This window comes from Saccharopolyspora hattusasensis, from assembly GCF_050972075.1.
GTDB classification, from domain to species: domain Bacteria; phylum Actinomycetota; class Actinomycetes; order Mycobacteriales; family Pseudonocardiaceae; genus Saccharopolyspora; species Saccharopolyspora hattusasensis.
In genome coordinates this window covers 1,172,162-1,195,363 of the sequence record NZ_JBPCDC010000001.1, presented here as the reverse complement: position 1 = coordinate 1,195,363, position 23,202 = coordinate 1,172,162, and the positions used below count along the sequence as shown (strand labels likewise).

8 protein-coding genes and 1 pseudogene are annotated in these 23,202 nt (G+C 66.7%); 7 read left to right on the top strand and 2 right to left on the bottom strand.

Translation table 11 applies throughout. From position 1 onward, the window contains the following. Positions 1 to 120: 120 nt before the first annotated feature. A complete protein-coding gene (locus ACRXBZ_RS05390) occupies positions 121 to 8,574 on the top strand; it encodes a hypothetical protein (RefSeq protein WP_433878072.1) in 8,454 nt (2,817 codons plus the stop codon). A gap of 15 nt (positions 8,575 to 8,589) precedes the next feature. Further along, positions 8,590 to 8,910, top strand: coding sequence for a class I adenylate-forming enzyme family protein (locus ACRXBZ_RS05385; protein ID WP_433878071.1), 321 nt, complete (start codon positions 8,590 to 8,592; stop codon positions 8,908 to 8,910). A 76-nt stretch (positions 8,911 to 8,986) separates the two neighbouring features. On the opposite strand, the gene ACRXBZ_RS05380 is transcribed toward ACRXBZ_RS05385, so the two are convergent. Next, a complete protein-coding gene (locus tag ACRXBZ_RS05380) occupies positions 8,987 to 9,460 on the bottom strand; it encodes an IS66 family transposase (protein ID WP_433878070.1) in 474 nt (157 codons plus the stop codon). Then, positions 9,451 to 10,431, bottom strand: a pseudogene (locus tag ACRXBZ_RS05375) (IS66 family transposase); the annotation flags it as partial. The gene ACRXBZ_RS05380 and the pseudogene ACRXBZ_RS05375, both read right to left, overlap by 10 nt. 244 nt (positions 10,432 to 10,675) lie before the next feature. Between ACRXBZ_RS05375 and ACRXBZ_RS05370 the strand changes: the two are divergent. From ACRXBZ_RS05370 to ACRXBZ_RS05350, 5 genes are all read left to right on the top strand, one after another. Beyond that, entirely contained in the window at positions 10,676 to 10,882 is a 207-nt protein-coding gene (locus ACRXBZ_RS05370) for a hypothetical protein (RefSeq protein ID WP_433878069.1), read from the top strand. Positions 10,883 to 11,044: 162 nt separating this feature from the next. Beyond that, a complete protein-coding gene (locus tag ACRXBZ_RS05365; RefSeq protein WP_433883802.1) occupies positions 11,045 to 11,629 on the top strand; it encodes a hypothetical protein in 585 nt (194 codons plus the stop codon). 25 nt (positions 11,630 to 11,654) lie between these two features. Next, positions 11,655 to 12,929, top strand: coding sequence for a YrhB domain-containing protein (locus tag ACRXBZ_RS05360; RefSeq protein WP_433878068.1), 1,275 nt, complete (start codon positions 11,655 to 11,657; stop codon positions 12,927 to 12,929). Between the two features lie 270 nt (positions 12,930 to 13,199). After that, positions 13,200 to 21,323, top strand: a complete 8,124-nt coding sequence (locus tag ACRXBZ_RS05355; protein ID WP_433878067.1) for a WXG100-like domain-containing protein — start codon at positions 13,200 to 13,202, stop codon at positions 21,321 to 21,323. 76 nt (positions 21,324 to 21,399) lie between these two features. After that, positions 21,400 to 23,172: an IS1182 family transposase gene (locus ACRXBZ_RS05350; protein WP_433877452.1), complete on the top strand. Its 1,773-nt coding sequence runs from the start codon at positions 21,400 to 21,402 to the stop codon at positions 23,170 to 23,172. The last annotated feature ends 30 nt before the right edge of the window (positions 23,173 to 23,202 follow it).

Genomic DNA, 23,202 nt, shown 5'->3' with positions numbered 1-23,202 from the left:
TTTTGGTACGTCACCGCGCTCGCGGGTCACAGGGCCGGCGCTCAGCGGGGCGGAAGGGCTGCTTGCCGCATACCTCGTTGCTGCCTTGGGTTGTGGTGGCCTTGGGCCGGGGTGGGTGTGATGTTTTCGTCGATCATGGTGCCGGAGGGGGTGCGGCGGCTTTTCCAGGTGTTGACCGGTGAGGATATGACGGACGCGGATGAGGGTGCGTTGTTCGCGGTGGCGGACGCGTTGGAGTCCGAGGCGGCGGAGCTGGGTGAGGTGGGGGGGTTGGTGGCGGAGTTGGTGGGAAAGGTCCGGACGGAGTTTTCGGGGAAAGCGGCGGACCGGTTCGCGGACGGGTTGGGGATTTTTGATGGGTTGTTGTCCTCGGGGCAGGGGTCGTTACTGGATTTAGCGGTGTTCGTGCGGGCTACGTCGCAGCAGGTGCGGTATCTGAAGTTGATGACGATTTATAGCTTGGAGTTACTGTGGTTAGAGATGGCGTGGGCGATGCGGTTTGCGGGGGCGACCGGTGGTGCGTCGCTGTTGTGGCTGGCGGCGCGGATGGCGGCGATGCGGGTGTGGTTGACGCGGTGGTGGGGGCAGTTGTTCATGCGGTTGGCGATGATGGCGGCTGGTGGTGTGGCGTTCAACGTGGTGCCGGATCTGCAGGCCCAGGTGCAGATGCTGGGTGAGAAATCGGCTGCGAAGTGGGATGGGACGCTGACCGAGCAGGCGGCGGGGATGGGGGCTTTCTCGGCGTTGGTGGCGCTGCCGATGTCGGCGGTGGGCGGTCTGGTCAGCAACACGTTGACGAAGGTCCTGGTGAAGGCCCTGGGCGATGACGTGGACGCGGCGATCCTGGAGGCAGCGGCGAAGAAAGCGGTGGCCGAGCACGCGGAGTTGTATCCGGTATCGGCAATGGCGAAATTCGCGGATGTCGTGGCGGAGCATCTGGACAACTATGCGGGGATGTCGGTGCGGGCGATGTGGGCGGAGCGGTTCGGCAGCGGGCTCGGGGAGGCGTTGGCGGGCTCGTTGTCGGAGTTGTTCGGGGAGGTGGCGTATGCGGCGGCGGCGGGTCTGCCGGTGACGTGGAACCCGTATTCGTTGACGGCGGGTGGGTTCGAGACGGTGTTCAGCGGTGTGGGCACTCTGGCGGGTTTGGCGTTGCGGGGCAAGCTGCACCCGCAAGGCCCGAGCCCGTACCTCGAGGGCACCGGCCGGGGCGGGGACGGCAGCGACGATGGTGGCGGGTCCGGTGGGGAGAAGACCCCGCCGCCGGGAATCGGGTCCGGGTCGCAGACAGGGAACATCCCTGGCACCCCAGACAAAGACAGCACATTCCTCCCATCCGATGCCTCGCGATCGGATGCCTCGGATGCCTCGCGATCGGATGCCTCGGATGCCTCGCGATCGGATGGCTCGCGGTCGGATCGCTGGACTGGCTCGGATCGCTGGACTGGCTCGGATTCCGGGGCCGGCTCGGATTCTTCGAGTGTGTCTGATGTGGACACTGTGTTCTCGGATACCGGGTCGGTGGATTCGGCTGCGGTGTCGGTGCCTTCTGATGATGACCTGGTGGTGCGCGGTTCCGCTCCGGTGTCTGCCGTTGTTGTGGGCGGCACGGACGGTAAGGACGGCACGGACGGTAAGCGGGGTGCCGATGGCGGTGTGCCGGGCGGGACCCCGGCTCGTGACGTTCCGGTGGTGCCCGGTGCCGGCCAGTACCGGCCGGGCACACCACCACCGGCATATCCCGGTGGGGGACCGGGTGTTGGTCCGGACCGGCCGGGCACACCACCACCGCCGTACAGTCCGGGTCCCGGTGACGATCAGGCCGTGCCCGGGAAGCGGCCGCTGGAGGTGTCTGCCTCGAAGACACCGGACTCCCCGACGGTGACCCCACATGCTTCCGATGTGCCCGCGGACACCCCGCGCCCGGAGACCGGCAGGCCTGGGTCTGTCGTGGGCCCCGACGATCGTGTGCCTGCGGGGCATCCGGCATCGGAGACTGTCGGGTCCGGGTCTGTCGTGGATTCCGATGGTCGTGTGGCCGGGGGGTATCCGGGGTCGCCGGGTGGGGTGACCGGCCGCGATGGGGATCCCGGTGTGGACTCGGTTGCGGGGCGTGGGGATTCGCATCGCCAAGATGAGGCGGTGGTGTCGGCGGATTCGGTGACGCTGCCGGGGGAGGGGTCGCAGGCGGCGCCGTCTCTGCATCGGGATCCGGCGGCGGTGTCGCCGGAGGGCTTGCCGGCGGACGCGGTGCGGGTGCTGGTGCCGGCGGAGGTGGTTGCTGGTGGCAGGTTGGCGGATTTCATGCCGGACGGTGTCGCGGATTCCACGGGCGGGCCTGTGCTGCTGGTATCCCCCAGCGATCCGACTGCGGGTGTGGTGGTGACACCGGGTCAGGGGTCGGCACTGGCGCAGGATTTGGGCCGCCACGTTGTCGCGATGACGACGCCGGGACAGGCCGGGCGCGAGCCGCGGTTCATGGTGTTCCCCGCGGATGGTTCTCGTCCCAAGCCGCTGGCCGGGCCTGGTGCCGCGGTGCTGACCGGCGGGCGGAGTGGGGGCGTGGCCGGTCTGGCGGACGCCTCGGCAACGGTCCCGGCCGCCGGTGGCAAGACGGTGGCCCGGGGTGAGGCATCGGCTGCCCAGAGGGCATCTGCCCAGGCGAGGTCGGTGGTCGGGGACCCACGGCCCGGGGCCACCACACACGCTGGCCAGGCGGGCACAGGGCTTCCCGGCCCCCGGTCGGCGTCGTGGCGGGAACAGGACCTGCGCCGGGTTGATGCAACCGCTGTGGAGGAGGAGTCCGGGGATTCTGGCGCGGTGCCGTGGTCGGCTGATCCCGTGGCGGTGGCCCAGGTGGCCGGCATGTCCAGCGGTGCTGATTCTGCTGGTGTTGTGGAACGCGGCCTGGAATCGATGGCGGGACAGCTCCAGCGGTCGAGTCCAAAGGGTGATGCTGCCCGGTCCCGTGATGCTGGTCCGGGCGGGGCGGTAGTGCAGCCCAGGCGCGGTGTTTCCCGCGTGTCGGAACAGCCCGGGCTGGCGTCCCGGGAAGGAGAAGCGACCGGTGAGGGGGCCCGACGCACTTCCGCCGATCCCGCTGCTGGTGTAGGACGTCGCCGGGCCTGGCCTAGTGGTGTGAGCGCGAACCAGGCCAGGCCCGGTGGCAACGAACCCGGTGGTGCGGGCCCGAAACGAGCGCCGGAGGATGCGCTAGGGCCGGATGCGCCAGGGCCGGATGCGGTGGGGCGGGATTCTGGGGTGTGGGGGGTTTCAGATCCGGTAGCGGAGGGTGGGCCGGTGGGGTCTGGGTATCGGTTCCTGTCGGGGGTGAATCAGGCGAATTATCGGTGCGGTGATGAGGGTTTCCGGGTGAATTGCCTGGAGGCGGTGGTGGCGTTTCATAATTCTGTGAAGTTCGGTCGGCAGTTCGTGGCGGGGCCGGCTGTGGGTGACCGGGATCCGGCTCGGTTGGAGGTGGCGTTCGGGGCGAGGGCCCGGCCGGTGGCTGGGGTGGCTGGGGTTGAGTGGTATGTGCGGGGTGGGCTGGTGGGTGTGGCTGTGCCGGTGATTTACCAGCGTGCCGATGGTAGTGCGCATGTGATCGCTGCGGTGCATGCGGAAGACGGTGATGGGCACGGGCGGGTCGTGCTGTGGAATCCGCAGAAGGGGGAGAAAGCCGAGGACGCTGAGGTTTTGGCTGCGACCGGGATGTGGGTGGTTCCGGTGTCCGGGGTGGGTGGGGAGGGGGAGGTGGTGTTGCCGCCCAGTGGTTGCGGGCTGCGGCACCAGGACGGGGGGTCTGGGTTGCCCGCTGTGGTGACGGGTCCCAAGCGTCGGGGTGGTGCGTCCGGGCCGGTGGCGGGCAAAACCGGCACCAAGGGCACGAAGAGGACGCGGGAGGGGGCTGACCAGGATTCCCGGGGGGAGGCTGGCGAGGGTTCTTCTGCTGGGGCGTTCAAGCGGCGGAAGGTGCCAGAACCCGTGGCTGGGGCTGGTTCCGGGAGTCGAGGTGGCGAGGGCGATGGGTCCGTGCCGACGGGTCAGGCGGTACAGCAGGAGGTCCCGCGGACTGCGGCGCAGAAAGCCGGCACGAAGGGCACGAGGGGCACGAGGGGCGCGAAGAGGGCGCGGGGGGAGGCTGACCAGGGTTCTGGTTCGCGGGGGGAGGCTGGTGGGGGTTCCCGGGCACCCAAGCGGCGGAAGGTGGACGCAGCCGCTGCTGTTGGGGCTGTTTCCGGGAGTCTGGGGGATGGTGGGAGTGAGGTGCTCACGCCGAGGGATCAGGCAGCACCGCAGGACCCGAGTGCGGAGAAGAAACGGAAACAGAAGGAACAGAACGCGAAGCGGTACCAGGCGAGAAAGGCTGCTGCCGCCCGTGTTGCGGAGTTGGAGGCGTTGGCGAGGCCGCTGACTAAGGAGAAGGCGGAGGAGCTGGAGAAGCTCCAGCCGAAGGCGCAGCAGTGGCAGAAACAGAAGGAATATACCGCGAAGTATCACCGGGTGGTAAAGGCTGCTGCCGATCGGGTTGCGGAGTTGGAGGAGTTGAAGGAGCGGGAGCAGCTGACTGACGAGCAGGCGAAGGAGCTGGCGGCGCTCCAACAGAAGGCGCAGCGGTGGCAGAAAAAGAAGGAATCTTCCGCGAAGTATCGCAGGGTGGGAAAGGCTGCTGCCGATCGGGTTGCGGAGTTGGAGAAGTCGCCGAGGCCGCTGACTGAGGGGCAGGCGGAGGAGCTGGCGGCGCTCCAGCAGAAGGCGCAGCGGTGGCAGAAAAAGAAGGAATCTTCCGCGAAGTATCGCAGGGTGGGAAAGGCTGCTGCCGATCGGGTTGCGGAGTTGGAGGAGTTGAAGGAGCGGGAGCAGCTGACTGAGGAGCAGGCGGGGGAGTTGGCGGTGCTTCGGCCGAAGGCGCAGCAGTGGCAGAAACAGAAGGAATGGTTCGTGGTTTGGTACCGGGTGGGAAAGGCTGCTGCCGATCGTGTTGGGGAGTTGGAGGAGTTGAAGGAGCGGGAGCAGCTGACTGACGAGCAGGAGAAGGAGCTGGCGGCGCTCCGGCCGAAGGCGCAGCAGTGGCAGAAACGGAAGGAAAGGGTCGCGGTTTGGTACCGGGTGGTGAAGGCTGCTGCCGATCGTGTTGCGGTGTTGGAGGAGTTGGAGGAGTGGGAGCAGCTGACTGAGGGGCAGGTGGGGGAGTTGGCGGTGCTTCGGTCGAAGGTGGCGGGGCGGGGCCGGAAGAAGGTCGGGGAGGTGTCGGGGACCGGGGTGGGTAGTGGGGCCCCGGTGGTGGGGCAGGGTGTGGGGCCCGTGGGGGTATCGGGGTGGACTGGGGCTGAGCAGGACGGCCGGGACGGATGGTCGGCTGAGGTGGATCTGGATGCGTGGCTTGCTGGGGCGGTGGCGGATGTGGATGGGGTGTGGGTGCCTCAGGGCGCCGCGGAATCTGGGGTGATGCTAAGCGAGGATGCGTATGAGGAGTTTGTCGCGACCGAGTTGCTTGCGTTCCTGAACCAGGATGCCGGGGACGAGGCTGCGGGTGCCGGCGGTGCTGGGCCGGTTGCCCGGGGGGATGATTTCGCCGGTTTCCTCCCCGACTACACCGACTGGGAAGATCCCGTGGGGTTGTTTGGGGTTGAAGATCCGGACGGGGCGTTTTTCGGTGAGCCGTTTCCGGAGCATGCGGTGTGGCCGGATGTGGTGTGGCGGGATTCTGGGGTGTGGGGGGTTTCAGATCCGGTAGCGGAGGGTGGGTGGGTGGGGTCTGGGTATCGGTTCCTGTCGGGGGTGAATCAGGCGAATTATCGGTGCGGTGATGAGGGTTTCCGGGTGAATTGCCTGGAGGCGGTGGTGGCGTTTCATAATTCTGTGAAGTTCGGTCGGCAGTTCGTGGCGGGGCCGGCTGTGGGTGACCGGGATCCGGCTCGGTTGGAGGTGGCGTTCGGGGCGAGGGCCCGGCCGGTGGCTGGGGTGGCTGGGGTTGAGTGGTATGTGCGGGGTGGGCTGGTGGGTGTGGCTGTGCCGGTGATTTACCAGCGTGCCGATGGTAGTGCGCATGTGATCGCTGCGGTGCGTGCGGAAGACGGTGATGGGCACGGGCGGGTCGTGCTGTGGAATCCGCAGAAGGGGGAGAAAGCCGAGGACGCTGAGGTTTTGGCTGCGACCGGGATGTGGGTGGTTCCGGTGTCCGGGGTGGGTGGGGAGGGGGAGGTGGTGTTGCCGCCCAGTGGTTGCGGGCTGCGGCACCAGGACGGGGGGTCTGGGTTGCCCGCTGTGGTGACGGGTCCCAAGCGTCGGGGTGGTGCGTCCGGGCCGGTGGCGGGCAAAGCCGGCACCAGGGGCACGAAGAGGACGCGGGAGGGGGCTGACCAGGATTCGCGGGGGGAGGCTGGTGAGAGTTCTTCTGCTGGGGCGTTCAAGCGGCGGAAGGTGCCAGAACCCGTGGCTGGGGCTGGTTCCGGGAGTCGAGGTGGCGAGGGCGATGGGTCCGTGCCGACGGGTCAGGCGGTACAGCAGGAGGTCCCGCGGACTGCGGCGCAGAAAGCCGGCACGAAGGGCACGAGGGGCACGAGGGGCGCGAAGAGGGCGCGGGGGGAGGCTGACCAGGGTTCTGGTTCGCGGGGGGAGGCTGGTGGGGGTTCCCGGGCACCCAAGCGGCGGAAGGTGGACGCAGCCGCTGCTGTTGGGGCTGTTTCCGGGAGCCTGGGGGATGGTGGGAGTGAGGTGCTCACGCCGACGGATCAGGCAGCACCGCAGGACCAGGACCCGAGTGCGGAGAAGAAACGGAAACAGAAGGAACAGAACGCGAAGCGGTACCAGGCGAGAAAGGCTGCTGCCGCCCGTGTTGCGGAGTTGGAGGCGTTGGCGAGGCCGCTGACTAAGGAGAAGGCGGAGGAGCTGGAGAAGCTCCAGCCGAAGGCGCAGCAGTGGCAGAAACAGAAGGAATATACCGCGAAGTATAAGCGGGTGGGAAAGGTTGCTGCCGATCGGGTTGCGGAGTTGGAGGGGTTGGCGAGGCCGCTGACTGAGGGGCAGGCGGAGGAGCTGGAGAAGCTCCAGCCGAAGGCGCAGCAGTGGCAGAAACAGAAGGAATATACCGCGAAGTATAAGCGGGTGGGAAAGGCTGCTGCCGTCCGGGTTGCGGAGTTGGAGGCGTTGAAGGAGAAGGGGCCGCTGACGCCGGATGAGGAGAAGGAGCTGGAGAAGCTCCGGCCGAAGGCGCAGACGTGGCAGAAACTGAAGGAAGATAACGCGAATCGGTACCAGGCGGGAAAGGCTGCTGCCGATCGGGTTGTGGAGTTGGAGGGGTTGGCGAGGCCGCTGACTGAGGGGCAGGCGGCGGAGCTGGCGGAGCTCCAGCCGAAGGTGGCGCAGCGGAAGCAGAAACAGAAGGAATCTGACGCGAAGTATCGCAGGTTGGTAAAGGCTGCTGCCGATCGGGTTGCGGAGTTGGAGGAGTTGGCGAGGCCGCTGACTGAGGGGCAGGCGGAGGAGCTGGCGGCGCTCCAGCGGAAGGTGGCGCAGCGGAAGCAGAAAAAGAAGGAATCTGACGCGAAGTATCACCGGGTGGGAAAGGCTGCTGCCGATCGTGTTGCGGAGTTGGAGGAGCGGGAGCAGCTGACTGACGAGCAGGCGGCGGAGCTGGCGGCGCTTCGGCCGAAGGCGCAGCAGTGGCAGAAACAGAAGGAATCTTCCGCGAAGTATCGCAGGGTGGGAAAGGCTGCTGCCGTCCGGGTTGCGGAGTTGGAGGAGTTGGAGGAGCGGGAGCAGCTGACTGACGAGCAGACGGGGGAGCTGGCGGTGCTTCGGCCGAAGGCGCAGCAGTGGCAGAAACGGAAGGAAGCCTTCGTGGTTTGGTACCGGGCGGGAAAGGCTGCTGCCGCCCGGGTTGCGGAGTTGGAGGAGTTGGAGGAGCGGGAGCAGCTGACTGACGAGCAGACGGGGGAGCTGGCGGTGCTTCGGCCGAAGGCGCAGCAGTGGCAGAAAAAGAAGGAAAGGGTCGCGGTTTACCACCGGGTGGTAAAGGCTGCTGCCGATCGTGTTGCGGAGTTGGAGGAGTTGGAGGAGTGGGAGCAGATGACTGAGGGGCAGGCGGGGGAGTTGGCGGAGCTGCGGTCGAAGGTGGCGGGGCGTGGGCGGGGGCGGAAGAAGGTCCGGGCGGTGACGGAGACCGGGGGTAGTGGGGCCCCGGTGGTGGGGCAGGGTGTGGGGCCTGAAGGGGTAGCGGGGTGGACTGGGACTGATCAGGACGGCCGGGACGCGTGGTCGGCTGAGGTGGATCTGGATGCGTGGCTTGATGGGGCGGTGGCGGATGTGGATGGTGTGTGGGTGCCCCAAGGTGCGGTGGATGCTGGGGTGATGCTGGGCGAGGATGCGTATGAGGAGTTTGTCGCGACCGAGTTGCTTGCGTTCCTGAACCAGGATGCCGGGGACGATGCCGCGGGTGCTCAGGATGCTGGGCCGGTTGCCGGGGTCGATGATTTCGCTGCGTTCCTTGATGAGTACGGGGAGGATTCCGACGGGTTGTTCGGTGTTGAGGGGGATGGGCTGGTTTTTGGTGGGCCGGTTGTGGAGGAGTGAGCCACCGGCGGTTTCGTGGAGGTCGTCGACCCACGGCACTTCCGCTTCCACGGCAGGCGTACCCGGCTCCGCAAGATCAATGGCGTGCGGGTGGACTTCGACGAGGTCGAGCACAGGCTTCGCGACACTGTGCCGAGCAAGGACGTCGCCTGCGTCCTGGTCGACGACCCAGTGCGCGGCGAGAACTTTACCGTCCTCGTCGTACCGGACGGGCCAGGCGGCCCCGATGTCGTCAAGGCCGTCCGGATCGCCCTCAAGTCATGGAACCTCGTGCCGTACGAAGTTCTTGTCGTGCCGGCCATCGAACGCAGCGAGACAGGGAAACTACGCCGGTGACGCCAGTCATCGCCATTACCCGAATCATGCTCGACACCGGATTCGGGCGCGACCTCGAGCAGACCTGGAGTCGTAGCTATTCAGCTGGGGTGAGTGCTGGTGGGAGCCATGGGCCGGTGGTGAATAGTTTGCGGAGGGCGTCGAGTTTGTTCAGGCCCCATTTGGTGGCGGTGTCCAGGTAGGACTGGACGAGGGCGAAGTCGGTGAGGCCCTGGAGGGTGCGCCAGCAGCCGCCGGAGGTGCGTTGCTGGATCTTGACGGGGCGGACGGCTCGTTCGGCCTCGTTGTTGGTGAAGGGCACGGCCAGGTCGGTGGCGAACCGCAGGATCATGTCCTCGTATCGGTGGAACCGGCGGATCAGTGATCGGGCGGTGGTGCCCAGGGGCCTTGTTTGCCGTGGTTGTCGTCGCGGCCCCGGGCGAGTGCTCCGTGATAGAGGCTGCGTATTCGGGTGACGACGGCGGCATCGAGGACTTGTTCGCCCTGATCGCGCGCGTTGCGGGCGGCGTGATGGGCTTCGATGAGGGTGGTGGCCATCGCACTGGCCCACACCTGTCCGGTGGGGTCGGCGTCGGAGACCGACCGCAGGTCGCGGAGCACGTGCGCCCCGCACCAGGCGTGTACTGCGCCGGTGAGGTGTTCATAGCCGGGGTAGCCGTCCCGGACCAGAACACCGCTGAACTCGGGCAGGACGCCGCCGGCGTCGATATCGGCGATGGTGCGGCTCCCGACGTGCATCAGGGTCAGGTATTCGGTGCACGCGACGTGTACATAAGACAGCGCCCCGGCGGCACGGCCGGTGGTCTCGTCGGCGTGCAGCACCGGCGCGGCGGCCAGCAACCCCTGCATGTGGGTACGGAACTGTTTCTCCAGCTTGCGGGCCGCACGCCCGCGAACACCGGCGAGGAACCCGGTCGAGAGATCCATGCCGGTCAAGGCGACCAGCAACTGTCGTGCCCGGCCGATCGGCAGGTGACGGGCGCAGGTCAAAACCGCGCATCGGGCAAGGGTTTCCGGGCCGATCCGTACCGGCGAGCCAGGCGCGGACACCACCTCGCGGCACGGATCATCGGCGTCGATCTCATCCCGGCCGGGTGTGGTCACCGTCCCGCAGCACCCGCAGCGCCGCGACACCCGCTGATATTCCACCACCCGCGGCGGTGGCACCGGCGCCGCATCGGCCACCTGCCGCCGCTGACGAGAGACCTCCACCGCGTCATCCAGCGAGGAATGACACCGGCGGCATTCTGACGGCGAGATCACCACCCGCCGGTCCGGATCATCGGTCAGCGACAACGACGCCGAAGACGCACCGGGCTGTTTGCCGGGCTTACGCTTCGACTTCGTCCGCGATGAGCGTTTCCTCGCCGGCTTGAACCACGGCGCATCCGACGACGGCGGACGTGACGAGTTCGACGAGTCCGCCGACAACCGGCGCTCCAGCTCCGCCACCCGCTCGGTCAACGCCTCAATCGTCTTGGCCTGGGCGGCAACCAGCGCAAGCAACTCCTCACGCGACATCGACTCCAGACCCGACACGCCAAGATCATCTCAAGCGTCGATCAACCCGCCGCGACCGGGCACCAACCAGCTGAATAGCTGCCTGGAGTCGTGTACAGGCAGGAGAAAGCGCCGTGCGCACGACAGGTGAATTCGACGGTGTCTACGTATCGAGAACAGGCAGCGCGGTTGATCTGGCCTCGCTCGCGGCGGCCATTTCGGAAGACGGTCTGCTAGCCGATACCGGCGTGGTCATGGGCGGGTCATGGGCACCAACGGTGCCCCCGAAGTGGCGTGGCGGACTGGCCAGCCCTATTCGGTGCTCGACGATGTCGCCGAGGTGATCGGGGCCACTGGCCCTCGCGCGGTGTTCGGGACCGGCGGCATCGCGGGCACGAACGCCATCTGCTGCGCGATCGATGTTCTGCGTGCCGGTCGGGCGCGGGCCATGCTCGTCATCGGGAGACGCTGACGGTGACGAGGATGGCGGCCTTCCGGAGCTGGAAGGCGATCGACCCCGCACCGTCTCGGCGGTACCAGGGCAGCAGCGGGATCAACCTGGGGGAAGGCATCGCGGTCCTGTCCCTCGAGGCCGATCCGCAAGACGGAGTGATCGCGTATGTGAACGTACGGCCTGAGTTCAGACGCATTCCACGTAACCTCGCCGCCGCCGAACGGAGAAGGCCTGGCACGGGCGATGACCATGGCGCTGGAGGACGCGGGGGTGCGTCCTGAGGACGTGGATTACGTCAACGGCCACGGTACGGGCACCCCCGCGAACGACACCGCCGAACTGGCCGCGATGCGCGCAGTGTTCGGAGCTTCCGCGCCGCCCATTTCCAGTTCGAAGCCGCAATTGGGACATACGCTCGGCGCGGCGGGTGTCGTCGAGACGGCGATCACCGCGCTGACCGTCCGAGACCAGGAGGTGGGCAGGGGCACATCGTGCAGGCACTTTCCGGTCGGGGCCAGGCCCGCGGCATGGGGCTCGCCCGTGTCGACGTCCAGGTCAAGGAACACGCCATATGTGCTGGTCATACACCAGCTACTTCGCGTTGTGCGAGAGCTGGTCACCGGTCGGGCATCGGAGGCTTTACGGACAGGCGTCTCTCACGTACACCACCGGAAAGACAGTAGTCCGGGCGGGCAGGTTGTGCCTGACGTTCGGGTAAGGGGTTTGGAGGCTGGGTGTGGTGGACTCATACTGCGCGGGAGATAGTTTTGCGAGTGAGGGGTGGAGCGGCATGAACGAGGTCGCGGAGCGGGCGCGCACCTGGTTGCACGACACCTATGGGCAGCGTGTGGTGTTGAGGGATGAGGAGGCGATCCTCTCGACGGAGCGGGTGGCGTTCTTCGGTTGCCGCTATGTCGAGTCTGATGAGCCGATGTTGGCGGCGACGATCTGCGTTCCTCTGGACGGGGCGGATCCGTTTCCCGCGTCTAATGCCGGTCCGCTGGATGAGGCTCTCAATGTGTCACGGCGTGAGCCGGGGGCGTGGCGTTGGCGGGTCAACGCGCGTAACTGTGTGATCGCGACCGATGCCGCGGTGAATTGCCGGCCTGCCTCGGCGCTGCCGTGGGATCCGGCCGGTGAGACGCCGGGCTGGTGGGATCGGATGCTGGCGGCGTATTTCCCCGATGCCGAGGTGTTGATCTGCTCGACGTGGGCGGATGCGAGCAGGGCCATTGTGGACGGGGGCGTGGGGACTCGGGCCGTGGTGTGGTTGCGTCGTCAGCTCGGTGGGCGTGAACTGGCCGGTCACCTGCTGTTTGCGGACTACGCGGATGACGCTGTGGTCTTTCTCGACGGTCTACGTGGGACTGTCGCCGAGCAGAACGACTCCGAGGTGGCTGAGCTTGTGGTGGCGCGTTTCCGCCGCCCGCAAGGTGAGTCGGTCGGCGGGCTGCTGCCGTCGGAGGCCGCGGCGGACGAATTCGCCGGGGCTGTCGAGAAGGCGCAGGCGTGGCTGGGATACCGCTATGACGGCGAGGTGGAGCTAGTCGGTCCTGATCCGGCCGATGAGACCGAGCGTGGCTGGTTGTTCGCCTGTACTACCCGGAGTTTCCAGGACAGTGGCGACTGGCGTGACCAGATGCTGGATGCGGCTGTGGTGGTCCCGAAAGCGGCCGGTGAAGAGCCGTTCGGTTTGCCCAACCGTGATCCGTGGACGTGGCTGGATGACTGGAACGCCGGAAAGCCGGGGTTGATGCCGCCGCCGGAGCCCGCGCAGGCTGCGTGGTTCGGTCCTATGGTGGCCGAGCTTGGACCCGTGGCCGGTAGCAGCGTTCACGAGCATTGGTTCGGGGTTCTGGAGGAGATCGCTTCTTTTCCCGCGCGAACCCAGGCACTGGTGTGGCTGCGCAGGAAGGATCCCCGGGGCCGGGAGAGCGTCGGGCATCTGTTGGTGGCCGTGAACGAGACCGAGGGTGTTCAGCTTTTTGACCCGATGGACGGGCGTGCTCAGCCGCTCATCGAAACCGCACCGTTCGAGTTCCGTGTCATGCGCTTTGGCTCGTGAGTACGAATACGTGCTGCAGTTCCCCTTTCACTCGCGAGTATATCCGTCGAAAGCGACGCCTTTATGGATTCGAGTGGCGTCGTGAGCCTTGCTCCTTGAAGGAGCCGTTGTTCTCGTTGTGAGAGGCGTGTTGTGGTTCGGGTGCCGGGCGGCTGAGGCCGCCCGGTTATCGGGTTTTTGCGCGTCACCGCGTCGGTGGATCCAAGGGCTGATTCCCGCGTATATCGTTGCTGCCTTGGGTTGGGGTGGCGTTGGGGTGGGGTGGGTGTGATGTTTTCGTCGATCATGGTGCCGGAGGGGGTGAGGCGGCTTTTTCAGGTGTTGACCGGTGAGGATATGACGGATGCGGATGAGGGTGCGTTGTTCGCGGTGGCGGATGCGTTGGAGTCGGGTGCGGCGGAGCTGGGTGAGGTGAGGGGGTTGGTGGCGGAGTTGGTGGGGAAGGTGCGGACGGAGTTTTCGGGGAAGGCGGCGGACCGGTTCGCGGACGGGTTGGGGATTTTTGATGGGTTGTTGTCCTCGGGCCAGGCGGGGTTACTGGATTTAGCGGCGTTCGTGCGGAAGACGTCGCAGCAGGTGCGGTATCTGAAGCTGGTGACGATTTATGGTTTGGAGTTACTGGCGGTAGAGATGGCGTGGGCGATGTATTTTGCGGGGGCGACCGCTGGCGCGACGCTGGCGTGGCTGGCGGCGCGGATGGCGGTGATGCGGTTTTTGTTGACGAGCTGGTGGAGGCAGTTGTTCATGCGGTTGGCGATGATGGCGGCTGGTGGTGTGGTCTTCAACGTGGTGCCGGATCTGCAGGCCCAGGTGCAGATGCTGGGTGAGGAATCGGCTCAGAAGTGGGATGGGACGCTGACCGAGCAGGCGGCCGGGATGGGGGCGTTCTCGGCGTTGGTGGCGCTGCCGATGTCGGCGCTGGGCGGTCTGGTCAGCAACACGTTGACGAAGGTCCTGGTGAAAGGCCTGGGCGATGACGTGGACGCGGCGATCCTGGAGGCGGCGGCGAAGAAAGCGGTGGCCGAGCACGCGGAGTTGTATCCGGTGTCGGCGATGGCGAAGTTCGCGGACGCGGTGGGCAAGAGTCTGGATGACTATGCGGGGATGTCGGTGGGGGCGATGTGGCTGGCGCGGTTCGGGCATAGCGTGGGGGAGGCGTTGGAGAACGCGTTGTCGGAGTTTTTCGGGGAAGCGTTGTATGCGGCGGCCACGGGCCAGAAGGTGACCTGGAACCCGTTTAGTTTGACGGCGGGTTTCTTCGAGACGGTGTTCAGCGGTGTGGGCAATCTGGCGGGTTTGGCGTTGCGGGGCAAGCTGCACCCGGAAGGCCCGAGCCCGTACCTCGAGAGCACCGGCCGGGGCGGGGACGGCAGCGACGATGGTGGCGGGACCGGTGGGGAGAAGACCCCGCTGCCGGGGGCAGGGTCCGGGTCGCAGACAGGGGATATCCCTGGCACCCCAGACAAAAACAGCACGTTCATCCCATCCGATGCCTACGATACCTCGCAATCGGATGCCTCGGATGCCTCGCGACCGGATGGTTCGCGATGGGATGGCTGGGCCGGCTCGGATTCCGGGGCCGGCCCGGATTCCTCGAGTATGTCTGATGTGGACTCTGTGTTCTCAGATACCGGGTCGGTGGATTCGGCCGCGGTGTCGGTGTCTTCTGGTGATGGCCTGGTGGTGCCCGGTTCCGCTGTGGTGTCTGCCGTTGTTATGGGCGGCACAGACGGTAAGGACGGTAAGGACGGCACGGACGGCACGGACGGTAAGCGGGGTGCCGATGGGGGTGCGCCGGGCAGGGACGCGGCCGGTGATGTTCCGGTGGTGCCCGGTGCCGGGCAGCACCGGCCGGGCACACCACCACCGGCATATTCCGGTGGGGTACCGGGTGTTGACCCGGACCGGCCGGGCACACCGCCACCGCCGTACAGTCCGGTTGCCGGTGGCGATCAGGCCGTGCCTGGGAAGCGGCCGCTGGAGGTGTCTGCCTCGAAGACACCGGACTTCCCGACGGTGACCCCACATGCTTCTGATGTGCCCGCGGATGCCGCGCGCCCGGAGACTGTCAGGCCTGGGTCTGTTGTGGGCGCCGACGGTCGTGTGCCTGCGGGGCATCCGAGGTCGGAGGCTGTCGGGTCCGGGTCTGTCGTGGGCCCCGGCAGTGGTGTGCCCGCGGGGGATCCGGTGGCGCCGGGTGGGGTGGCCGGCCGCGATGGGGATCCCGGTACGGCCTCGGTTGCGGGGCGTGGGGATTCGCATTGCCAGGACGGGCCTGTGGTGTCGGCGGGTTCGGTGACGCTGTCGGGGGAGGGGTCGCCGGCGGCGTCGTCTCTGCATCGGGATCCGGTCGCGGTGTTGCCGGTGGACTTGCCGGCGGACACGGTGCGGGTGCCGGTGACCGCGGAGGTGGTTGCTGGTGGCGGGTTGGCAAAGTTCGTGCAGGGTGTCGCGGATTCCATGGGCGGGCCTGTGCTGCTGGTTTCCGACGGCGATCCGACTGCGGGTGTGGTGGTGACACCGGGTCAGGGTTCGGCGCTGGCGCGGGATTTGGGCCGCCACGTTGTCGCGATGATGCCGGGACAGGACGGGCGCGAGCCGCGGTTCATGGTGTTCCCTGCGGATGGTTCTCGTCCCAAGCCGCTGGCCGGGCCTGGTGCCGCGGTACTGACCGGCGGGCGGAGTGGGGGCGTGGCCGGTCTGGCGGACGCCTCGGCAACGGTCCCGGCCGCCGGTGGCAAGACGGTGGCCGGGGGTGAGGCATCGGCTACCGGGACGGGGTCTGCCCAGCAGAGGTCGGTGTTTGGGGAGGGACAGCCTGCGGAGACCCCGCCCGATGCCGGGGCGGGCACGGTGCGGGATATCAGTCGGATACCGGTGGGTCAGTGGACGCAGGAGGAACTCGCCAGCGCGATCGCCGAGGCGAGGAAGCTGGACCTGTCCAGAGACGAAAAGGAGACGGCGGGGCAGATTGTGCGGCTCGCGCATGACGTCGCGGTGTTGGCTCGTGGGGATGCTGCCGTGCCGCTGAGGGATGTGGTGGCGCTGGTCGCGGCCAAGTACCGCGACCTCGGCGATGACCACCGGGATCTGGTGGTGGAGTTTTCCCAGGCACTGGCCGACAGGCTGCGTACGCGGGGCAGCAGACCGGTCATCCGGGCCGGGTCCGGTGCTGCGGTGCCGGACGGGGGGCGTGGGGGCCTGGCCGTCCTGGAGGAGGACTCGGCTGATGTTCCGGCAGCGCCGGGCGCAGCGCCGGTGGGGCAGTGGTCGGATGCGGATGTGCTGGAGGAGATCAAGCGGGTGAGGCTGCTGGGCTTGTCCAGTGAGGAAAAAGACGCGGTGCGGTTGATTGTGCAGCGCATGCATGACCCGCGGATGCTTGCTGGCCGGGGCGATGTGTCGGTGGATGACGTGGTGACCTTGGTCGCGGCCAGGCGTCGCGCGCTCGGCGGTGATTGGGGCCAGGTGGAGGCGTTTTCCCGGGAGTTGGCGGAGCGGCTGGGCACGGTCCTGGCGGAGGGCAGTAGCGGGCTGAGCATCCGGGCCGGGGCCGGGCCTGTGGGTCAGGCGGGGCGTTCGGGGGAGTCCGCGGCGGGATCGGGTCGGCACACCAGCGGTGGGCCTTCACAGTCGGATGCTGCGGCGGCGGTGGATGACCCCGCGAGCGGTGCCGCGGAGCAGAGGGAGCCGAAGGGCACGAAGAGGACGCGGGGGGCGGTCGGCGTGGGTTCCCGGGCGTCCAAGAGGCGGAAGGCGGCAACAACCGTTGCTGCTGGGATCGATTCCGGGAATCAAGGCGGCGAGGGCGATGGGTCCGCGCCGACCCATCAGGCAGAAAAGGACGCGCGGATTGCGGAGAGGAAGTGGAAAAAGCAGGAAAATAACACGAGGCAGGCCCAGGCGTACAAGGAGGCCATGGCCCGGATTGCGGAGTTGAAGGCGGAGAGGGAGAAGAAGAGGGAGAGCGGGGAAGAGTTGGATCCGGAGAAAGAGAAGGAGTTGGCGGAGCTCGAGGCGAAGGTGGAGAAGCGGCAGCAGCAACGGAGCAAATCTAACGCGGAGCTGGCCCAGGCGCACAAGGCCCGCAAGGCACGGGTTGCGAAGTTGACGGGGAAGAGGGAGAGGGAGGAAGAGTTGGATTCGGAGGAAGAGAAGGAGTTGGCGGATGGCGAGCCGGAGGTGGAGAAGCGGCAGCAGCAACTGAGGGAAGCTAGCGTGAGATTCAACGATAAGAGAACGGCCGACAACGCCCGGATTAGGGAGTTGAGGGCGAAGAGGAAGGAGGAGGGGAAATTGAATCCGAAGGAAGGAGAGGAGTTGGCGGAGCGCGAGGCGAAGAATAAGGAGCGGCAGCGGAAAGTGAGGGAAGCTGACGCGAGGTACAAGAAGAGAATAAGGGGCGAAGCTGACCGGGTTGCGGAGTTGGAGAATTGGGAGAAGTTGGGGGAGCTGACTCCGGAGGGCCAGGACGAGCTCGATTTACGGCGGGAAATAGGAAGATACACGAAGAAGAAAAATGATCTGCAGAAACAAGTCCGGGAAAGGAATGGGGCTATTCGGGAGATCAAGGAATTGGAGGCGTTGCCGCAGAGTGCCGAGATTAAGGACAGGCTGGAAAGGTTGCGGGAGCAGCTGCTTGGGTTGCCTGATGTTGCGGAGCCGTTGAAGGAGACGAAGGGAAGGCTGGCGGAAAAGAACGAGAAGCTCAATGGTTTGGGGCGGATTGCGGGTGTGGGGGCAAGTGCGCATCAAGACGAGCAGGATCCAATGGAGCTGAGCGGGGTACCGGAGTCGGCTGGGGCTGGGCGGGAAGCGTCGCGGGTCGAGAGCGTCGATCTCGGTGAGTGGCTTGCGCAGCCGAATGCGGATTTGGGTGTGTCGGGGGATGCGGGTCCGGCCGAGCGGAGTGGGGCTGATCGGGACGCGTGGCCGGATGCGGGTGGTGTTGGGGCGGTTGCCGAGGTGCGGGATTTCGCGGAGTTCCTTCGTGAGTATCCGGTCTGGGATGGTTCCGTTGGGTTCTTTGGGGTTGAGCCTGACGGTCTGTCTTTTGGTGAGGCGAAGGGCAGTAGCGGGCTGAGCATCCAGGCCGAGGCCGGGCCTGTGAGTCAGGCGGGGCGTTCGGGGGAGTCCGCGGCGGGATCGGGTCGGCACACCAGCGGTGGGACTTTACAGTCGGGTGCTGCGGTGCCGGTGGATGACACGGTGGGCGGTGCCGCGGATCAGAGGGAGCCGAAGGGCAGGAAGAGGAAGCGGGGGGCGGCCGGCGTGAGTACCGGGGCGTCCAAGCGGCGGAAGGCGGCAACAACCGTTGCTGCTGGGGTTTCCGGGAGTCCGGGAGATGGTGGGAGTGAGGTGCTCACGCCGACGGATCAGGCAGCACCGCCGGACCCGAGTGCGGAGAAGAAACTGAAAAAGAAGGAACAGAACGCGAAGCGGTACCAGGCGGAAAAGGCTGCTGCCGCCCGTGTTACGGAGTTGGAGACGTTGGCGAGGCCGCTGACTAAGGGGCAGGCGGAGGCGCTGGCGGCGCTCCAGCCGAAGGCGAAGAAGTGGCTGGAACGGAAGGAAAGGGACGCGGGACGGTACCGGGCGGGAAAGGCTGCTGCCGATCGGGTTGCGGAGTTGGAGGAGCGGGAGGAGCTGACTGACGAGCAGGCGAAGGAGCTGGCGGCGCTTCGGCCGAAGGCGAAGAAGTGGCAGGAACAGAAGGATAATGCCGCGGAGTATCACCGGGCGGGAAAGGCTGCTGCCGATCGGGTTGCGGAGTTGGAGGAGCGGGAGGAGCTGACTGACAAGCAGGCAAAGGAGCTGGCGGCGCTTCGGCCGAAGGCGAAGCAGTGGCAGGAATGGAAGGACGTGGACACGGGACGGTACCGGGCGGGAAAGGCTGCTGCCGATCGGGTTGCGGAGTTGGAGGAGCGGGAGGAGCTGACTGACAAGCAGGCAAAGGAGCTGGCGGCGCTTCGGCCGAAGGCGAAGCAGTGGCTGGAACGGAAGGAAAGGGACGCGGGACGGTACCGGGCGGGAAAGGCTGCTGCCGATCGGGTTGCGGAGTTGGAGGAGCGGGAGGAGCTGACTGACAAGCAGGCAAAGGAGCTGGCGGCGCTTCGGCCGAAGGCGAAGCAGTGGCAGGAACGGAAGGAAAGGGACGCGGGACGGTACCGGGCGGGAAAGGCTGCTGCCGATCGGGTTGCGGAGTTGGAGGAGCGGGAGGAGCTGACTGACAAGCAGGCGAAGGAGCTGGCGGCGCTGCGGTCGAAGCTGGCGGCGCTGCGGTCGAAGGTGGCGGGGCAGGGGCGGAAGAAGAAGGTCCGGGAGGTGACGGAGACCGGGGTTGGTAGTGGGGCCCCGGTGGTCGGGCAGGGTGTGGGGCCTGAGGGAGTATCGGTGTGGACTGGGGCTGATCAGGACGGCTGGGACGCGTGGTGGGCTGATCTCGATCTGGAAGGGTTTGATTGGGCGGTGGCGGATGTGGATGGGGTGTGGGTGCCGCCGGGTGCGGTGGATGCTGGGGTGATGCTGGGTGAGGATGCTTATGAGGAGTTTGTCCCGACCGAGTTGCGTGCGTTCCTGAACCAGGATGCCGACGATGATTTCACTGCGTTTCTTGATGAGTACGGGGAGGATTCCGTCGGATTTTTCGGGGTTGATGCGGATCCGGCGGAGCAGGCTGGGGCTGGGCGGGAAGCGTCGCCGGATGGCGGCGTTGAGCCGTTTCCGGAGGCCGGTCTGGTGGAGGACTCGGCTGGTGTTCCGGCAGCGCCGGGCACAGCGTCCGGCACAGCGCCGGGCGCAGCGCCGGTGGGGCAGTGGTCGGATGCGGATGTGCTGGAGGAGATCAAGCGGGCGAGGCAGCTGGGCTTGTCCAGTGAGGAAAAAGACGCGGTGCGGCTGATTGTGCAGCGCACGCATGACCCGCGGAAGCTGGCTGGCCGGGGCGATGTGTCGGTGGATGATGTGGTGACCTTGGTCGCGGCCAGGGGTCGCGAGCTCCGCGGTGATCGGGGCCAGGTGGAGGCGTTTTCCCGGGAGTTGGCGGAGCGGTTGGGCACGGTCCTGGCGGAGGGCAGTAGCGGGCTGAGCATCCGGGCCGGGGCCGGGCCTGTGGGTCAGGCGGGGCGTTCGGGGGAGTCCGCGGCGGGGTCGGGTCGGCACACCAGCGGTGGGCCTTCACAGTCGGGTGCTGCGGTGCCGGTGGATGATCCACTCGGTGATCTGCTCGCGCTGAGCCTCCAGAACCTCGCGGGCGGTGCCGGGGATCAGAGGGGGCTGGAGGAGCAGGCTGTGCCGACCGAGGTTGAGATTCGTGATCGGATTGCGGCTTTGCCGGATGCGGTGGAGGTGCTTGAGGTGCAGAAGGCGGAGTTGGAGGTGGTGCAGGGGCGGGATGAGGATCGGCAGGCGTTGCGGGAGTCGGAGAGGGCTTTGCAGGCCGAGTTGGCCAAGTTCGTGCCGGATGGGATTGCGAAGTTGGCTGAGCTGACGGCTCGAATGGAGCGGCATTTGAGGACAATGCCGCCGGAATACAATCCGAACGGTGTGCGTGAGAAGACCGAAGCTGCGAAAAACCTGGTATGGCAGGGACCCTGGACTCCAGCGCAGGTGCAGAAAGTTGAGGAGGAGTTGCCTGGAGTGGAGGCGGCGGTGAGGGTTTTGCGCGATGCTCGCCGGGCGAAGGTGCATGAGGTGTATATGCAGGCGAAGCAGGCGAAAGCGCAGAGGCGTGTTCCGATCACCTACTTCAAAGACGGTGTGCCCGGTGGGGTGAGCTCCCGGCCGGACGCGCGTCTGGGATTAGAGGTCGAGTTCAAGCTCCCCGGCGAAAATTTCGATGAGCGGGTCAACAGTCTGGGGGCGGAGCTCGAACGAGAGGGGCTGGTGGATTGGCGGACCGCCCACGGCTCGAAGCTGTTGCCTTGGATGGAGGATTACGAGGAGATTTTGCTTGACGGTAGGTGGGCGTTGCAAAAGGAGGCGGAGCGTTTCGAGGTGGAGGCGACATCGCCGATCCTGCGTAATGACCCTAAGCGGCCCGTCAGTGAGCAGTTGTGGCCCAGTATGGAGAAGTTGCTGAGCGCGGTACAGCGGCAGGGCGGTTATGGCTCGGAGTCAGGGGGGCATATCAATGTCAGTTTCGACTGGTCGTTGACCCCCCGGCAGTACGTGCGTGTGGCGCAGGTCGTGAAGGTCTTCGAGGCGTTGCTTTTCCGGCTGGGTAACGTTGCAGGCGGCGACGAGTCGAAGCAACGCAAGGTCAGGAACGCTGGGCCGATTTCGCTTCCGTCGGATCCGTACGCGGTGGACGACGACACCGGTGACGACGGGCACGAATCCCTGCACGACCCGACCGAGAGGTTTCGTGCGGTGCGTTTTGACGTCCTTGGATGACCCTGGTGGTTAATTCTCGGGTTGGGTGAGGGTGTGTTGGGTAGGCCCGGGATGATGATCTTGCGGCAGTCTTGTGGTGTCTGGCCGCAGGATGGAGATCGTGGTGTCGGTGCAGCCGCAGCCCTGGCCGGAGCCGGTCCCGGAGATCGCCGCGGCGATCCGGGCGATGTACAGCGGGCGACGTGAGGTGCCGTTGGCTGTGCAGGTCCGTGATCAGCTCGGTGAGCTGTTCGCGGACGCTGAGTTCGCCACGGCGTTCGGGGCTCGTGGCAAGCCCGGCTGGTCGCCGGGCATGCTCGCCATGATCACGGTGCTGCAGAAGGCGGAGGATCTGACCGACCGACAGGCCGCCGACGCGGTGCGCACCAACCTCGCCTGGAAATACGCGCTGGGGCTGGAGTTGACCGACCCCGGTTTCGACCACACGGTGCTCAGCGAGTTCCGTGCCCGCGTTGTCCAGCACCGGCTGGAGGAGAAGGCCCTGGACCTGCTGCTGGCGGTGTTGCGGGACAAGGGCTTGGTCACCGCTGGTGGCAAGCAACGCACGGACTCCACGCATGTGATCGCCGCGGTGCGGGACCTCAACCGGCTGGAGTTGGCGGGTGAGGCGGTGCGGGCTTGTCTGGAAGCCCTGTCCGCCGCGGCCCCGCATTGGGTGGCCGAGGTGCTCGACGTTCCGGGCTGGAGCCGGCGTTACCAGCAGCGGATCGACACCTGGCGCTTGCCGGCCTCGCAGACCAAGAAGGACGAACTCGCCCTGTCCTACGGCAAAGACGGCTTCACGTTACTGGCAGCCGTCTACGCGCCCGCCTCGCCGACGTGGCTGCGTGAACTCCCGGCCGTGGAGATCCTGCGCGTGGTGCTGGTCCAGAACTACACGCGCACCGTGGCCAGGAATGGACGAGAGGTGATCAAGCGGCGGGGGAATGACATCGATAAGGATGGTGGTCTCCCGCCCGGCTGTCGGCGCTTGACCTCACCCTACGACACCGACGCCCGTTGGGGCGTCAAGCGGGATATGTTCTGGAACGGCTTCAAGGTCCACATCAGTGAGACCTGTGCGGCTCCCGCCCCGACGGAACCCGCCGAGGATGCCGGCTGTCGCTGTCCTGCCGCGCAGAAGCCGAATCTGATCACGAACGTCGCCACGACCGACGCCACCGTCTCTGACAGCACGATGCTCGAACCGATCCATCAGGCTCTGCGGAAACGGGATCTGCTGCCCGACGAGCACTACCTTGATTCCGGTTACCCGTCCGCCGAACTGATCGTGGGGTCCCTGGAGAACTTCGGCATCGCGCTGATCACCCCTGTGCTGCTGGACCGCTCCCGCCAGGCCAAGGCCCACGAGGGATTCGCCGCGTCGGACTTCGCCGTCGACTGGCAGGCCCAACGGGTGACCTGCCCGGCTGGACAACTCAGCTCGTCGTGGACTCCTTGTGTCCAAGACGGGGTCCCCAAGACGGTGGTCACGTTCTCCAAGACGGTCTGTGGCTCCTGCCCACATCGGGCGCAGTGCACCACCGCGAAAAGCGGACGCCGACAGATCTCCTTACATCCCAGGGAGATGACCGAGGCACTGCGACGGGCCCGCGCCGAGCAGGAGACCCAGGACTGGCAGAAGGACTACGCCCTCCGCGCGGGCGTCGAAGGCACGATCCGCCAGGCCACGGCCGTCACCGGACTACGCCGTGCCCGCTACCGAGGCCTGGCCAAGACCCACCTCGACCACGTCTACTCAGCCGCCGCACTGAACCTGATCAGACTCGACGCTTGGTGGAACGGCCACCCGCTCGACCGGACCCGCACCAGCCACCTCTCCCGCCTCGAACTCAGCCTGGCAGCCTGAACCAATTAACCACCAGGATCCTTGGATATG

Excerpts from the sequence above, each read along its gene's own strand:
- ACRXBZ_RS05390 (WP_433878072.1), top strand. The coding sequence starts at position 121 with ATGTTTTCGTCGATCATGGTGCCGGAGGGGGTGCGGCGGCTTTTCCAG.
- ACRXBZ_RS05370 (WP_433878069.1), top strand. The coding sequence starts at position 10,676 with ATGGGCACCAACGGTGCCCCCGAAGTGGCGTGGCGGACTGGCCAGCCC.
- ACRXBZ_RS05360 (WP_433878068.1), top strand. The coding sequence starts at position 11,655 with ATGAACGAGGTCGCGGAGCGGGCGCGCACCTGGTTGCACGACACCTAT.
- ACRXBZ_RS05355 (WP_433878067.1), top strand. The coding sequence starts at position 13,200 with ATGTTTTCGTCGATCATGGTGCCGGAGGGGGTGAGGCGGCTTTTTCAG.